The following is a 14,737-nucleotide window of genomic DNA, read 5'->3' as shown; positions in this document are numbered from 1 at the left end:
TTTACTCTGCGTAGCCCGGGTTCTTCCGGTCCAACCGGCGCAGCAGGCCCGGCCACGCCAGCGCTGCCTTGTGCGCCCGGTCGGCCGGGGATTCGACTGCGGCGCGCGCCAGGACTTCCGGCGGAATGAAGATCAGTTCGCTGCCGCCCGCCTGCGCCCGCACCTGCGCCATGCAGGCGGCTTCCAGGCGGTGCATGGCCTGGAACGCTTCGGCCATTGTCTGGCCCACCGTCAGCAAGCCGTGGTTGCGCAGGATCAGGTAGTTGTTGCTGCCCAGGTCGCGCACCAGACGCGGCTGCTCTTCCGGGTTCAGCGCCAGGCCTTCGTAATCGTGATAGCTCAACGAACGCAGCGCAATGAACGCGAATTGCGACAACGGCAGCAACCCCGCCTTCTGCGCCGATACCGCCACGCCGTTGATGGAGTGCGTATGCAACACGCACATCGCATCCTTGCGGGCCGCGTGGATACAGCTGTGGATGGTGAAGCCGGCCGGGTTGATGTCGTATTCCGACGCCATGACCTTGTTGCCGTTCAGGTCGATCTTGACCAGGCTGGACGCCGTGATCTCGTCGAACATCATGCCGTAGGGGTTGATCAGGAAATGCTCGGTGCCTGGCACCTTGGCGGTGATGTGCGTGAAAATCAGGTCGTCCCACCCGAACAGCGCCACCAGCCGATACAGGGCGGCCAAGTCCGTGCGGACCTGCCATTCCGTTGCGCTGACTTGATCGCGCACGCTGGCGCCCTGTTTGCTAATCGTATCCATCCCGTCTCCAGTCCTGGTATCCAGACTTCATGTTGTCCCGCGGCGACCTTGCCGTCGGCTTGTCGGACACTGTATTAGTTTTGGGCGGATCCGGCATGGCGGAAACGGCTGCCGTCCGTCTGGTGGAAACAATTATCCAACCGGCTTCGCTACCAGTTTTCCCCCATGGCGGGCTTGCGCTTGCATAATAAAGGCCGACCGAATCAGGAGACCCCGCCATGTCGCTTGCGCTCTACGGCCATCCGTTTTCCTCGTACACGCAGAAAGTCCTGATCGCGCTGTACGAGAACGCCATCCCGTTCGAATTCCGCTGCATCGGTCCGCAGACGCCGGAGCACGCGGCCGAATGGCTGCGGCGCTGGCCCTTGCACAAGTTCCCGCTGCTGGTGGACGGCGACCGCAACGTCGCCGAAACCAGCATCATCATCGAATACCTGCAACTGGCCCACCCCGGGCCGGCAAGCCTGGTACCCGCCGACCCGGCCGCCGCGCTGGAGGTGCGTTTCCTGGACCGCTTCTTCGACTTGCACGTCATGAACGGGGTGAGGCACGCGGTCAACGGCGCCTTGACGGGCGACGACGCCAAGCGGCGGGAAGGCCTGGCGCTTGCGACGGAACAGCTGGAACTGGCCTACGCCTGGCTGGATGGGCAGCTGGGTGGCCGCGCGTGGGCCACCGGACCGGGACTGACAGGATGACGTCCCTGCGCCCTGGCCTCCCACACCGTCTGCCTGCCTTTTTCCGTTCGCACCTGGAATCGCTGTCCGGGGTCGGCCTGCTGCTGGGCACGCTGTTCTTTGCGGCCTCGCTCACGCCCACCCTGGTTCCCCGCACCTACCTGACCCAGGGCGTGCTGGCCGGTACCTGCCTAGCCGCCGGTTATGGGCTGGGCGTGCTGTGGCACTGGCTATGGGCCTATCTGGAACTGCCTGAACCCAAGGCACGCGCCGCCCGCATCACCAACGCGCTGATCACCGTGCTGTGCCTGTCCGTGCTGGTGCTGTTCCTGTGGCGCGCGGCGGAATGGCAGAACACGATCCGCGCCCTGATGAAGATGGAACCCGTCACCAGCGCGCACCCCTTCAAGGTCAGCGCCACGGCGCTGATCACCTTTGCCGTGCTGCTGGCGCTGGGCCGCTTGTTCAAGCTGCTGGCCCGCACGCTGTCCGCGCAGGTGCGCCGCGTGGTGCCGCGGCGCGTCGCCAACGTGGCCGGCGCGGCCATCGCGATCGTGATCTTCTGGTCGTTGGCCAACAACGTGTTTTTCCGGGCGGCACTGCACGTGCTGGACGCCTCGTTCCGCGAGTACGACGCGCTGATCGAGCCCGAGCGCCCGCAGCCCACTGACCCGGCCAAGACGGGCAGCCCCGACTCGCTGATCGCCTGGAAGCAGTTGGGCCGGGCAGGCCGCGAATACATCGCCTCCGGCCCCAGCGCGCGTGAAATCCGCACGCAGACCGGTCGCGACGCGCTGGAACCCATCCGCGTGTACGTGGGATTGCCCGGCGCCGCCACGGCGCAGGCGCGGGCCCGGCTGGCGCTGGAAGAATTGAAGCGCGTCGGCGCGTTCAAGCGGTCTGCGCTGGTGGTGGTAACGCCCACGGGCACGGGGTGGATCGACCCGGCCGCCATGGACGCCGTCGAATACCTGCTGCACGGCGACGTGGCCAGCGTGGCGATCCAGTATTCCTACCTGTCCAGCCCGCTATCGCTGCTGGCCCAGCCCGAGTATGGCGCCGAAGCCGCACGCGCGCTCTTCGTCGAAATCTACAACCACTGGACCGCCCTGCCCAAAGACCAGCGGCCCAAGCTGTATCTGCATGGCCTGAGTCTGGGCGCCATGAATTCCGCGCGGTCCGCCGAGCTCTTCGAAATGATCGGCGACCCCATCCAGGGCGCACTCTGGAGCGGCCCGCCGTTTGAAAGCCGGGTCTGGCGCGCCATCACCGACGCCCGCAACCCGGACTCCCCCGCCTGGCTGCCGCAACTGCGCGACGGCGCCTTCGTGCGCTTCATGAACCAGGACGGCTCGCCGGTGCCCGCCGACGCGCCCTGGGGCCCGATGCGCATCGTCTACCTGCAGTACGCCAGCGACGCCGTCACGTTCTTCGACTATCGCGACCTGTACCGGCGACCCGCGTGGATGGATCCTCCCTACGGCCCCGACGTCTCGCCCGACCTGCGCTGGGTGCCGGTCGTGACCATGCTGCAACTTGCGCTGGACATGTCCGTCAGCACCCACACGCCGATCGGCTACGGCCATGTGTACGCGCCGCAGCATTATGTGGACGCCTGGCTGGCGGTGACCGGTGCGCCGGATTGGCCGGCCGATGCGCTGGCCGGCCTGAAACAGCATCTAATGGAACGGACCCGCGCCGCGATGGATGACGGGGACGGCAAAGAGGCCGCGTACGACAACCGCGGCGGCTGATCAGTTCGTCTGGACGTCGGCGCTGTCGATGATGCGCTTCCAGCGCTCGGTCTCTTCGCCGGACAGCTTGGCAAGGTCCGCGCTGGTGCCGGCAAACGGCACGGCGCCCTGCTCGGCCAGATGCGCGATCATGGACGGGTCCTTGGCCAGGTCGATGACCGTGTCCTGCAGCTTGCGGATCACCTCGGGCGGCGTGCCTGCCGGCGCCATGACGCCATACCAGGATTCCACCACGGCATCCTTCACGCCGGCCTCCGCCAGCGTCGGCACATCCGGAATCGCGGGGCTGCGCTGCTCGCTGGCCACGGCCAGCACGCGCACCTTGCCCGGCTTGATGTAGGCCAGCACGTTGGGCAGGTTCGCGAACAGCACCTGCACCTGCCCCGACAGCAAGTCGGCCGTCGCCGGGCCCGCACCGCGGTACGGCAAGTGTTCGAACTTGGCGCCCGAGCGGTACATGAACAGCTCGCCCGTCAGGTGGTTGACCGACCCCATGCCGGCCGAAGCCATGTTCAGCCTACCAGGATGCTGCTTGGCGTATTCGACCAGTTCGGCAACGTTATTGGCCGGCAAGTCGGCCGACACGGCGAGCACGTTCGGCACCGTGGAAAACAGCGCGACCGGCGCAAAGTCCCTGATCGCGTCGTACGGCAGGTTCTTGGTCAGCAGCGGTTGGATCGACTGTTGCCCCATCGTCGCCAACAGCAAGGTGTACCCGTCGGCCGGTGCCTTCGCGACGAAGTTCGCCCCGATACTGCCGCCGCCTCCCGGCTTGTTTTCCACGATGACCGTCTGGCCCAGCGCTTCCGACATCCGATTGGCCAGCAGACGCCCCATCAGGTTCACCGTGCCGCCCGGCGCGAACGGCACGATCATGGTGATGGGCTTGGAGGGATAGGTCTGGGCCTGGGCCTGGGCCTGAGTGCCCAGGCTGATCCCCATGGCTACGATAGCCGCCCCGATAGTTTTCAGCATGATGGAATTCCCCTTGATTGTTATGGCCAGTCAAGCTTCCAGGACGGAAGTCACCGCTGACTCGGATGAAATAAGCGTTTGCACGCATTGCCGCAACAGATCCTGCGCATCCGCCACGCGCTGCACCGTCGCGGCGATGGCGCTGCGCTGCTTGGCCAGCTCTGCCTGCTGCTCGCCGATACGGCCGGTCACGAGGCTTGGCGCGGGCCCGCCGAACGACTGGCGCGCCGCCACATTGCGGACCGGGTCCAGGCATGCGGCGATATCGTCTTCGCGCAGCGCGACCCGCCGGCCAAGCTGCTGGGCGGCTGCGGCATTGACCATCTGGGGCGTGATGTCCTTGGCGGGAATTCCCGCTTCCAATGCCTGCCGGACCACGGCGCCGATGATGTGATGCGCGTCGCGGAACGACGCGTCGGCCTTGCGCACCAGCAGGTCGGCCAGGTCGGTGACGGTGGAGAAGTCCTCGGCCGCGCGCGAGGCCATGCGCGCGCGGTTCGGTTCGACCCGTTCCACCAGCAGCTTGATCAGCGCCAACGATCTCAACGCCTCTTCGCAGGCTTCCCAGCACGTCCGCGTGCTCTCGCGGCTGCTGTCGCCCGAGTGCGTGAAATGCGTCGACTTCACCGTTGCGAAAGCCGCCGAGGTCAGGCCGATCAAGTGGCCGGTCTTGCCACGCAGGTATTCCAACACCGCCGGGTTCTTCTTCTGCGGCATGATGCTGGACGTGCTGGCGATGCTGTCCGGGAACGACAGGTAGCCGAACTCCGGCGTCGACCAGATATAGAAGTCCTGCACCATCCTGCTGCTGGTGATCATCATGATCGACAGCGAAGCGCTCAGCTCCAGCGCAAAATCCCGCGATGCGACACTGTCCAGCGAACTCGCCAGCGGGCGGCTGAAGCCCAGCATCGCGCTGGTTGTGTCGCGGTCGATCGGAAACGACGTGCCGGCCAGCGCGCAGGCGCCCAACGGGGACGCGTCCGTGGTTTCCAACACGTGCAGCAAGCGGTCGACATCACGTGACCAGGCGTCGACCAGCGCTGACAGGTAATAGCCATAAGTGATCGGCTGCGCGGCCTGCATATGCGTATAGCCGGGCATCACGCAGTCGGCGTACTGGCCAGCCTGGCGCAGTGCCGCATCGGCGACGTCGATCAAGGCGGTCGCGATCCGGGCCGTGAAATCCCGCGCACGGATGCGGTCGACGGTGGCGCCGATGTCGTTGCGGCTGCGCGCGGTATGCAGGCGCCCGCCCAGCTCCTGCCCCACCAGCTTGATCAGATGGGCCTCGTAGTTGAAATAGGCCTCTTCGCGTGCGGCATCCAACTCCACCGCATCCGGCCCGTCGGCCTGCATCTTGAGCAACGCCTGGGCCAACCGGACCGACGCGTCGTGGTCCAGGATGCCCTGCTCGTGCAGCATCACCAGATGCGCAAGGTTGATCTGATTCAGCATCTCGAAATTGGCGAAGAACTCGCGATTCAAGCGCGGAAGGAAAATATATTGAAGCACTTCCGGGGCAAGCGGTTGCTTCAGGCGGCTGCTGACTTTGGATTCCATTTCAGTCCGGTAGGAACACGAAAACTGTAGTCTCCGTCTGCGCCAAGTTATGCGTCAAATCAGATATTTACGGCTTCAAATACAAAATTGATATGATTATCCGTACGCCGTTTTTCTGGACTGAACGATGAATTTCAAGCAGGTCGAAGCTTTTCGCGCCGTGATGATGACGCGCTCGATGACGACGGCGGCGGGGCTGCTGCACACCTCGCAGCCAAACGTCAGCCGCTGGATCGCGCTGCTTGAAAATACGCTGGGTTTCGTGCTGTTCAAACGCGTCGGCACCCGGCTGATCCCTACCCCTGAAGCCGATGCGTTCTACGCCGACGTCGAACGCGCCTTCATCGGCCTGGAATCGTTGAACGACAGCGCCAGTTCCATTCGCCGCCGGGGCACGGGCCTGCTGCGGGTCGGCGCGGTGGGCTCCATCACGCAATGCGTGCTGCCAGACGCGCTCCGGCTGTTCAGGGACAAGGTCTCGGACATTCCCGTCGTGGTCAGCACGGGTGGGTCTGACGTGGTGGCGAAGTGGATGGCCACCGGCTTTTGCGACATCGGCTTCGCTTCCATCCAGGCCGACGTGCCAGGCTTGCAGTACGCGCGGATCAACGCGGCGCACGGCGTGGCGATCGTGCCGCGCATGCACCGGCTGGCCCGCAAGAAAATACTGAAGCCCGCCGACTTCAACGACGAGAATTTCATCTCGTTGCCGGCAGGCAGTTTCAACCGCGCATCGGTCGACCGGCACTTCCCCGATGATTCGCGGATCCTGTCGATCGAAACGCCTTACGCCACGACCATCTGCTCGATGGTCGGCAGAGGGCTGGGCGTCTCAATCATCAACCCCGTCGTATCGCGGGCGTTGAACATGCCTGAATTGCGCGAAATCCCGTTCTCGGAAAAAATCGAATTCCCTAGCTACGCGGTGACCTCCGACCACTTCCCCGTGGGCGCGCTGGCCAGGAAAATGGCGGACTGCGTGCAGGAAGTGTTCACCTTGCTGAACCAGGCGGCGGAAAAATGATGCCTCTCATCTCCTACTTCTGGAGCGGCAACGCGATCCGCAGCCGCAGCGTGGGCGGCACGGTGCTGTCAGGCACGGTTGACGTGCCCCCGCCCCCCACCCGCGTAGTCGCCGATTGGCATCGCGAAATCACCACCCGGTTGTCCCTGGAGCCTGGCGACGTCGAACAGATGCCGCTGGCCCGAACGCAAGTGCGCTGGCCCGAATACGAGCGCTGCGTGCAGGCCATGGGCACCTGGACACGCGCGCTGGGGTTGGGCGACGTGCTTGCCGACAGCGACATTGCCCTGATGGCATGCCGCGGCGCCAGGTATCACCATGACGGCGAACAATACGGCAGTGCTGCCTTCTGCAACCTGTTCCTGAGCGACGACAAAGGGCTGGACGTGCACTTCCCGTATTCCGGGCATCGCATCCCGCTCGTCCGGGGCACCGCCATCCTCTTCGATACCTGCCAGCCGCATGCCGTGATCCCACGTGGCGGCAACGGTTTTCAAGCTACCGACTTCGCTTCCGATGAGGATCTCACTCAGCTATTCCTGACCTGGGAATTGCCGGTTGAAGCGGCGTGCGTCGCGCAGGCGCTGGGCGTGGTATTCGATATCGACCCGCAACGGGCGGCAGGCATGGCGGATGAGCAGGTGTGGGCGGGCGGCGTGCGCGCGGTGGTGGACCCGGCCTCGGGACGGTGGGAGCCGGCCGCATAAGGCGCGAGCGCGTCCGCCGCGCCACATATCAGTCGAAGAACTTCACGAACACCAGTTCAGGATCGCCGTCGTCCAGGTTATCGATCCGGCCGCTGGCGATGAATCCCAACCGCTCAAGCAGGGCCCGCATCGGAAAATTGGACGTGTTCGTCGACGTGAACAGTTTGGCGCCGTCGCATTGCGAAGCCAAGCTTCGAACAATTGCCGTCGCGACGCCACGGCGCCGCGCAGACGATTTCACGACGACCAGGGCAATGAAGGGGTGGTCGAAGAACGCGCGATTGAGGACCCCGTACCCGAGGGGCGACGCCTCCTGCCCTGGCCCCGTCGCCACCCAGCATTGACCCGCGGCGACGCTTCGTGCGATGAATTCCCGCCGGCCCGATTCGCGATCGGCGATCGGATCAAGTTCCACAAGCAAAAGGATGTCACTGTGTAGGGCCGGACGGATGTTCACGGAATGGGCCTTCTGACTGCAGATCGGGGCTGCGGGCCACCAGTCTACCAATGAAAAAAGGTGACGGACCATACGTCAAACCGCGCCTTTGCAGACTGACACCCTATCCAACACTCTGTTCCGGTTCCTTCGTCAGCCCGCAACACCTGCCCGCTATACTCGTTGAACCAAAAACACACTGCCGCGCCGCGCCTTTTAAGCGACGCCCACCTATGCCAGCTTTGATGGCCTTAGTACGCCCCGTTTGCCGGGCGCTGTTCTGTGCAGTCACCGTTCTAGTCTCCGCGTCCGCGTTGGCCGCCCCGCCGACGCTGGAACAATGCCATGGCATCAAGGACTTGGCCTTCGTGGCCCACCTGGATGACGACCTGCTGTTCATGAACCCCGACATCGCCTCCAACATCGAGGCGGGCGGCTGCGTGCGCGTCGTCTACCTGACGGCCAGCGACGCGGGCGAAGGCGATGGCTACATGCTGGGTCGCGAACGCGGCATCCGCGCCGCCTACGCCTACATGGCGCACAAGCCCGACCAGTGGAAGGAAGATGCCGGCATGGCAGGCGGGCGCGCCATCGCGCGCTTCACCTTGCAGGACAATCCGCGCGTGCAGCTTTGGCACATGCGCCTGAAGGATCCATGGCTGGGCAAGGGCTGGGGTAGCCTCACGCCGCTGAGCCGCACCGAATCGGAACCCGGGCAAAGCGTCGATACGCTGGGCCCCTACCCCCAGGTCTACACGCGCGAACAACTGATCGACACCCTGGCGGACCTGATCCGCCAATACAAGCCGACCACGGTGCGCCATCTGGACGACACCATCGTCGTGCCCTATACGCAGCTTTGCTGGCGTTGCGCGGGCCATGGGCATCCGGACCACATCGCCAGCGCGCGACTGGTGCGCGAAGCCATGCTGCGCGTGCCCGGCAACTATGCCGAGACTGGCTACATCGACTACCCCAGCCAGGAACGCGCCACCAACCTGGCCGACACGGAAATCGCCAGCAAGTCGGTGATCTTCCAGCACTACGCCTGGAACGACTACCACTATTGCGCCGGCCCGACGGGCTGCAAAGAGCCGGCCGGCCCCGCCGCCGCCTGGGTGCAGCGCGCCTATTACGTCTCCAGCCAGGACATCGCGCCGCAGCTGTATCCGGACGGGCGCGGTGGCCTCGTGGTGTTCGCCGCCGGTGAAACCAATGCCGCCGTCAACCGCTGGGATTCCAGCCAGCGCCGCTGGCAAAGCCTGGGCGGGCGCACCAGCGGTCCGCTGGTTTCCTTCACCCATGCCGACGGCACGGCCGGCCTGATGGCGCGCGACCCGCTAGGCGGCGTGTGGGCGAACAAACAGCGCCACGATGGCACCTGGCAAGGCTGGCAGGCGCTGGGCGGCCTGCGCGTCACGCAGATCCCGGCTGTTGCGCCGCGCGGTGAAGCGGCCGCCGTGGCCTTGGGCTATGACGGCGTGCTGCACTGGATCACGCCCTCCGGCATCGACGGCAGCTGGAGCACCTGGCAAGACCTGCCGCCGCTGGACGGCGCCACCGGCGCTCCGGCTGCCGCGCGCGGCGCCGACGGGCGCTATGTGATCTTTGCGTCGGCCGGTGCGGGCGAACTGTTCTACACGCGCCAACTGCCGGCCGCCAAAGGCCATCGGCCGGAATGGCAAGGCTGGCGCCGCGTGCCGGCACCCGAAGCGGCAGGCGGCCTGGCCGCGATCCGCAACCACGAAAACCGCGTGGAACTCTATTTCCGCCAGCGCAGCAACAACCATCTGATCAAGCTGGTGGAAGCCGGCGACACCACCGACCTCGACATGGACTGGAGCACGGCCACGGATCTGGGCGTGCCCTACATCGGGCGCCCGGCCATCAGCGCCGATGCGCAAGGCAACGTCGTCCTGGCGCTGCTGGAACGCACGGGCGGACCGCTCTGGCTCGTCGAGCACGGCAAGCCGGCCAAACTGGACGCCCTGGCCGCGTCGCCCCCGGCGCTCAATATCGTTGATGGCACGCTGTACGTGGTGGCACGCACTGCCGGCGCGCCCCAGCAATACCAGGTGCTATCGCGCCGCGACGGCCTGTGGGCTGGCACCCTGACCCTGGACGGCGTGCCGTCGACGGGCGGCGGCCCCTTCGCGGCCGTGGCCGCCCGCCCGACGGATCTACCCAACCTGGGCGCAAACAATACCAACAAGGCCGTGGTGGTCCGCCCATCGTCCAGCGAACCTGGCACACTGACCCTGGAGCGCATGCCCACGCAGTCCTCGCGCGCCGCAACGCCTACGACGGTGCAGTAGGCGTCAAGAACCCGGCAGCGCCGCCCCCATGGCGGCGAACAGGCCGCCACACACCTTGTTGAAGCGGCGTCCGGTACGCTCCAGCCACGGCCGCACCCGGTGCGCCAGCCGCGCCAGCACATACTCGACCAGGAATTCGATGACGGCGAAGGTGCCCGCCATGATCACGAACTGCGTGAACAGGCTGCGCGCCGGATCGATGAATTGCGGCAGGAACGCGCCGTAAAAGAGCAACGCCTTGGGATTGGAGATCGCGGACAAAAGGCCCTGGCTGAACATCCGCGTGCGACGCGGCCGGGGCATGTCGGGCGCGGGCGTCAGCTGCACGCCCGGCGCACGCCACAGCTGGATGCCCAGCCAGATCAGATAGGCGCCGCCCGCCCACTTCAACACCGTCAGCGCCGGCCCCCAGGCTTTCAAGAGCGCGCTGATGCCCAGCATGGACAAGGCGATCAAGGCGATGAAACCCACCGCGCCGCCGGCGATGGTGCACAACGCCTTGCGATGGCCGTGCAGCGCGCCGTGGGTCAGCGCAAGCAGCGTGTTGGGACCAGGCGTGATCGACAGGCCGATGACGGCGACCAGGTAGATGAGCCAGCTGTGCAGGGCCATGGCTAAGGCGAGCAGATGAAAGGGAGATCAGTCTAGCCCAGGACGGGAAAGATGTGCCAACGCGCCCCGGGCACCTTGCCCCAAGTCCCGATCGGTTAGAATTTCAGCGATCGAGCAGCTCGCTCTCGCCAGCCAGGACGACCTGACTGGCGTGACTTTATCGGGGACGACCCCGCTTATCTTTCATGGAAAGACCAGCGATGCGCGTCCCGCTATTCCCCGCCCTCCTCCCCACCTCTGTCGTTCCTCGCGCGCCTTCGGTTGCCGCGACCGAACCGGAGACTGCCCCGCCCCCTTCGCACGCTCCTCGCATTCCCAAGGCCACCTGGTTCAAGCTGGGCTGGGCCTGGCTTGTCGTGATCGCCTTCACGGTCTATGGCGGCGCATGGCTGGCGGAGCCGCTTGCCCCCGTCGCCGCCATCGCCTGCTTTGCGGTGCTGTTCTTCACGATCATCGCCGCCTCGTTCGGCGTGGTCCATGAAGCCGATCTTCTGGCGCACAAGCTGGGCGAACCCTACGGGACGCTGATCCTGACGCTTTCGATCGTGTCGATCGAGGTGATCCTGATTGCCTCGGTGCTGCTTGGCCCGGGCGAGTTTCCGACCATCGGGCGCGACTCGATCTTCGCGGTGATGATGATCATCGTGAATCTCGTCATGGGGATCTGCCTGGTCGCGGGCGGCCTGAAGTATGGCGAGCAAGAGTTCAACGCCCAAGGCGCCAACGCCTATCTGGCGATGATCGTGCTGCTGACCGGCACGGCGCTGGTCCTGCCCAACTACCTGTCGGGCGCGGGCGAATTCACGACGCTGCAAGGCTGGACGATTGCTGCGATCACCGCCGCGCTGTATGCGGTGTTCCTGCTGCTTCAGATGCGCAACGAGAAGCGGCTCTTCATTCAGCCGCATCCCGGCCTGATGGCCGTGGCGGCGCAGCCCGAAAAAACCGCAGCGCAGACGAAAGACACGGCATCCGCTCCCGGCGAGCGGTCCGCCATCGTGCGCAGCAGCCTGCTGCTGCTTGGCATGATCATTCCGATCGTCCTGCTGGCGCATCACCTTGCCATCGTCATCGACTACGGCGTGGCGACCGCGGGCGCGCCCGTCGCCGTCAGCGGCGTGCTGATCGCCATCATCGTTTTCACGCCGGAATCCCTGACCGCCATCAAGGCCGCCCTGAACAATGAGATGCAGCGCGCCATCAATCTGTGTCTGGGCGCCTTCGTGTCCACCGTCGGCCTGACCGTCCCCGCCGTGCTGGCCATCGGCCTCATCACGGGCAAGCAGGTCGTCATGGGGATATCGCCGTTGGAAACCGTGTTGCTGGCCTTGACAGTGCTGCTGGGCATGCTGTCATTCAACGGGCAGCGGACCTCCATCATGCAGGGCGCCATGCACCTGGCGCTGTTCATCACCTACGGTTTCCTGCTGTTCAACCCCTGACGCAGCAAGCCTTGCGACCGGGCGCCTCGGGCAGACCAAGTGGTCTGCCCATTGTAAAAAAAGTGGCATGAATAGCTATGCCACTCCCCTCCTACACTGCCTCTTTGGCCCAGGCCGGCGCCTGGACGCCATCGTCACTTTTGCAGACGCTAGCGACGCGCCGAAAAGCCGGGCCTGACCGCCCCTCTTTTTGCCGCAGGCATCCATCATGACGACCATTGCACTCCCCGACGGCCCGCTGCCCGTTGTCAGCGCCCTTGCCTTGCCACAGGCCGACCGCGACATCTGGGCCGCCATCGACGCGGAACGACATCGGCAGATGCACTCGATCGAACTGATCGCCTCTGAGAACTTCGCCAGCCGAGCGGTGCTCGATACCCAGGGCTCGGTGCTGACGAACAAGTACGCTGAAGGCTATTCCGGGCGCCGCTACTACGGCGGCTGCATGAACGTGGACGTCGCGGAGAACATCGCGATCGCCCGGGCGAAGCTGCTGTTCGGCGCCGGGTACGTGAACGTGCAGCCCCATTCGGGAAGCCAGGCGAACCAGGCCGTCTATCTGGCGTTGCTGACGCCCGGAGACAAGATCCTTGGCCTGGACCTGAAGGCGGGAGGGCATCTGACGCACGGCGCCAAGGTCAACATGTCGGGCCGCTGGTTCCAGACCCTGAGCTATGGGGTGGACCCGGTATCGCAGCGGGTAGACATGGATGACGTGGAACGCATTGCCAAACGCGAACGGCCCAAGCTGATCGTCGCGGGCGGCTCGTCCTATTCCCGGACGCTGGACTTTGCGCGGTTCCGCGCCATTGCCGACGACGTGGGCGCGGTCTTCATGGCCGACATGGCGCACTTCGCAGGGCTGGTCGCCGGTGGCGTCTACCCGTCGCCCGTGCCGCATGCCCACGTCACCACAACCACCACGCACAAGACGCTGCGCGGGCCGCGTGGCGGCATGATCCTGAGCAATGACGGCGACATCGCGAAGAAAATCGATTCGGCCGTTTTCCCCGGCCTGCAGGGCGGCCCGCTGATGCACATCGTCGCGGCCAAGGCCGTCGCGCTGGGCGAGGCCCTGCAACCGTCGTTCCGCACCTACGTCCGAGCCGTGGTGGGCAACGCGCAAACGCTGTGCGACCGGCTTACCGAGGGCGGCCTGTCCATCGTGTCTGGCGGCACCGACTGCCACCTGGGCGTGGTCGACCTGCGCCCATGGGGACTGGCCGGCAATGCGGCCGAACTGGCCCTGGAGCAGGTCGGCATTACCTTGAACAAGAACGCGGTGCCGTTCGACGATGCCAAGCCGACCGTGACCTCGGGCATACGCGTGGGGAGCGCGGCCTGCACTTCCCGAGGCATGGGCCCCGACGCCTTCAAAGAGATCGGAGACATGATCCTGGCAGTGCTCGGCGACGTACGCGCGGGCACGGTCAACGCCCGCACGGAAGACGCAGTTCGCGCAGGCGTCGCGGATCTGGCCAAGCGATTCCCGCTTCCTTATTAGACGTCCTACCAGCCGGGCAGGCGGAGCAAGACATGGATTTCAGGCAGCTCAAGCAGTTCGTGGTGCTTGCCACGGAGCTGAACTACCGGCGCGCGGCCGAACGCCTCAATATGACGCAACCGCCCTTGAGCATTGCCATCAAGCGGCTGGAAGCCGAGATCGGCGCGCCACTGTTTGAACGCGACCGGCTGGGAGTACGGCTGACGGCCGCGGGCGGCGCCTTCCTGGGGGAGGCCACGCGCCTGTTGGACGGCGCGCAATCTGCGCTTGAGGTCACGCGGGATGCCGCCCATGGCCGCATCGGCACCCTGCGGGTATGCGCGGTTCCCAGCGCGGCGCTGCGGTTGCTGCCACTGATCCTGCCCGAATTCACGCGGCGCTTTCCGCACATCCGGCTGCGCTTGACCAGCGGTAGCACTGTCAACATCTTGGGCGAATTGCAGCGCGGCGAGCTGGATGCCGCGTTCCTGGTTCCCCCCGCGTCCAGGGTGCCAGGCATCGATATGATCACGCTGAACCGGCAGCGACTGATCCTGGCCGTTCCCGGGACGCACCCCACAGCAGGCCAGGGGACGGTAGCCCTGTCCGACTTGGGCGACGACACGCTGGTGACACTGGCCCATTCGGACAGCCCGGGGTTCGCGGGCGAAATCGTGGCAGCCTGCCGGCAAGCCGGGTTTCATCCGAAGGTCATGCAGGAATCCTCCCACGCCTTGATCAGCCTGCCGTTGATTGCAGCCGAACTCGGCGTGGCGATCGTGCCTGAAGCCCTGCGTCAGATTGCGATCGACAACGTGGCCTATGTGGACCTGGTGGACGTGTCCGGCGCGCCGCTGACCTACCCCATGGCGCTGGCGGTACATGCCCATAGCATGAACCCCGCGGTCCGCTGGTTTACCGACACGGCCCGCGAGGTACTGGCCGCGCAAGGCGATGCGCAGCCAGCCTGAGGCGTTCAC

Annotated in this window: 12 protein-coding genes and 1 pseudogene; 8 read left to right on the top strand and 5 right to left on the bottom strand. The window is 65.6% G+C overall.

Annotated features, from left to right (window positions below):
* Position 1: 1 nt before the first annotated feature.
* Positions 2–769 carry a class II aldolase/adducin family protein gene (locus CEY09_RS16145; protein ID WP_088589420.1) on the bottom strand — a complete coding sequence of 256 codons (768 nt, stop codon included), beginning with the start codon at positions 767–769 and terminating at the stop codon, positions 2–4.
* Between the two features lie 218 nt (positions 770–987).
* Between CEY09_RS16145 and CEY09_RS16140 the strand changes: the two are divergent.
* Together CEY09_RS16140 and CEY09_RS16135 are read left to right on the top strand one after the other, a co-directional pair.
* A pseudogene (locus tag CEY09_RS16140) lies at positions 988–1,461 on the top strand (glutathione S-transferase family protein); the annotation flags it as partial.
* Between the two features lie 2 nt (positions 1,462–1,463).
* Complete coding sequence (locus tag CEY09_RS16135) at positions 1,464–3,200, top strand: alpha/beta hydrolase (protein WP_088589419.1); 1,737 nt, start codon at positions 1,464–1,466, stop codon at positions 3,198–3,200.
* Here the strand turns inward: CEY09_RS16135 and CEY09_RS16130 are convergent, their stop codons facing one another.
* Entirely contained in the window at positions 3,201–4,175 is a 975-nt protein-coding gene (locus CEY09_RS16130) for a Bug family tripartite tricarboxylate transporter substrate binding protein (protein WP_088589418.1), read from the bottom strand. It lies immediately after the preceding gene.
* A gap of 30 nt (positions 4,176–4,205) precedes the next feature.
* Positions 4,206–5,738, bottom strand: a complete 1,533-nt coding sequence (gene argH / locus CEY09_RS16125) for an argininosuccinate lyase (RefSeq protein WP_088589417.1) — start codon at positions 5,736–5,738, stop codon at positions 4,206–4,208.
* 127 nt (positions 5,739–5,865) lie between these two features.
* Between argH and CEY09_RS16120 the strand changes: the two genes are divergently transcribed.
* Entirely contained in the window at positions 5,866–6,762 is an 897-nt protein-coding gene (locus CEY09_RS16120) for a LysR substrate-binding domain-containing protein (RefSeq protein WP_088589416.1), read from the top strand.
* Positions 6,762–7,469: a hypothetical protein gene (locus CEY09_RS16115; RefSeq protein ID WP_088589415.1), complete on the top strand. Its 708-nt coding sequence runs from the start codon at positions 6,762–6,764 to the stop codon at positions 7,467–7,469. Before CEY09_RS16120 ends, CEY09_RS16115 begins: the two co-directional genes overlap by 1 nt.
* Before the next feature lie 28 nt (positions 7,470–7,497).
* On the opposite strand, the gene CEY09_RS16110 is transcribed toward CEY09_RS16115, so the two are convergent.
* A complete protein-coding gene (locus tag CEY09_RS16110) occupies positions 7,498–7,926 on the bottom strand; it encodes a GNAT family N-acetyltransferase (protein WP_234818326.1) in 429 nt (142 codons plus the stop codon).
* Between the two features lie 224 nt (positions 7,927–8,150).
* Here CEY09_RS16110 and CEY09_RS16105 point away from each other — a divergent pair, with 224 nt between their 5' ends.
* Complete coding sequence (locus CEY09_RS16105; RefSeq protein ID WP_234818325.1) at positions 8,151–10,220, top strand: DUF8189 domain-containing protein; 2,070 nt, start codon at positions 8,151–8,153, stop codon at positions 10,218–10,220.
* A gap of 3 nt (positions 10,221–10,223) precedes the next feature.
* Here the strand turns inward: CEY09_RS16105 and CEY09_RS16100 are convergent, their stop codons facing one another.
* Positions 10,224–10,832 carry a LysE family translocator gene (locus tag CEY09_RS16100; RefSeq protein WP_088589412.1) on the bottom strand — a complete coding sequence of 203 codons (609 nt, stop codon included), beginning with the start codon at positions 10,830–10,832 and terminating at the stop codon, positions 10,224–10,226.
* A 200-nt stretch (positions 10,833–11,032) separates the two neighbouring features.
* Here CEY09_RS16100 and CEY09_RS16095 point away from each other — a divergent pair, with 200 nt between their 5' ends.
* From CEY09_RS16095 to CEY09_RS16085, 3 genes are all read left to right on the top strand, one after another.
* Positions 11,033–12,274, top strand: coding sequence for a calcium:cation antiporter (locus CEY09_RS16095; RefSeq protein WP_088589411.1), 1,242 nt, complete (start codon positions 11,033–11,035; stop codon positions 12,272–12,274).
* Between the two features lie 208 nt (positions 12,275–12,482).
* A complete protein-coding gene (locus tag CEY09_RS16090) occupies positions 12,483–13,778 on the top strand; it encodes a serine hydroxymethyltransferase (RefSeq protein WP_088589410.1) in 1,296 nt (431 codons plus the stop codon).
* 32 nt (positions 13,779–13,810) lie between these two features.
* Positions 13,811–14,728 carry a LysR family transcriptional regulator gene (locus CEY09_RS16085; RefSeq protein WP_088589409.1) on the top strand — a complete coding sequence of 306 codons (918 nt, stop codon included), beginning with the start codon at positions 13,811–13,813 and terminating at the stop codon, positions 14,726–14,728.
* The last annotated feature ends 9 nt before the right edge of the window (positions 14,729–14,737 follow it).

The sequence above is a fragment of the Achromobacter marplatensis genome (genome assembly GCF_002209535.1).
GTDB lineage: Bacteria > Pseudomonadota > Gammaproteobacteria > Burkholderiales > Burkholderiaceae_B > Achromobacter > Achromobacter marplatensis.
The sequence above is the reverse complement of the archived record's forward strand: the minus strand, read 5'-3'. Positions and strand labels throughout refer to the sequence as shown.

Bases quoted from the DNA above. Each gene is read 5' to 3' on its own strand.
- CEY09_RS16145 (WP_088589420.1), bottom strand. From the start codon at position 769: ATGGATACGATTAGCAAACAGGGCGCCAGCGTGCGCGATCAAGTCAGC.
- CEY09_RS16135 (WP_088589419.1), top strand. From the start codon at position 1,464: ATGACGTCCCTGCGCCCTGGCCTCCCACACCGTCTGCCTGCCTTTTTC.
- CEY09_RS16130 (WP_088589418.1), bottom strand. From the start codon at position 4,175: ATGCTGAAAACTATCGGGGCGGCTATCGTAGCCATGGGGATCAGCCTG.
- argH (WP_088589417.1), bottom strand. From the start codon at position 5,738: ATGGAATCCAAAGTCAGCAGCCGCCTGAAGCAACCGCTTGCCCCGGAA.
- CEY09_RS16120 (WP_088589416.1), top strand. From the start codon at position 5,866: ATGAATTTCAAGCAGGTCGAAGCTTTTCGCGCCGTGATGATGACGCGC.
- CEY09_RS16115 (WP_088589415.1), top strand. From the start codon at position 6,762: ATGCCTCTCATCTCCTACTTCTGGAGCGGCAACGCGATCCGCAGCCGC.
- CEY09_RS16105 (WP_234818325.1), top strand. From the start codon at position 8,151: ATGGCCTTAGTACGCCCCGTTTGCCGGGCGCTGTTCTGTGCAGTCACC.
- CEY09_RS16100 (WP_088589412.1), bottom strand. From the start codon at position 10,832: ATGGCCCTGCACAGCTGGCTCATCTACCTGGTCGCCGTCATCGGCCTG.
- CEY09_RS16095 (WP_088589411.1), top strand. From the start codon at position 11,033: ATGCGCGTCCCGCTATTCCCCGCCCTCCTCCCCACCTCTGTCGTTCCT.
- CEY09_RS16090 (WP_088589410.1), top strand. From the start codon at position 12,483: ATGACGACCATTGCACTCCCCGACGGCCCGCTGCCCGTTGTCAGCGCC.
- CEY09_RS16085 (WP_088589409.1), top strand. From the start codon at position 13,811: ATGGATTTCAGGCAGCTCAAGCAGTTCGTGGTGCTTGCCACGGAGCTG.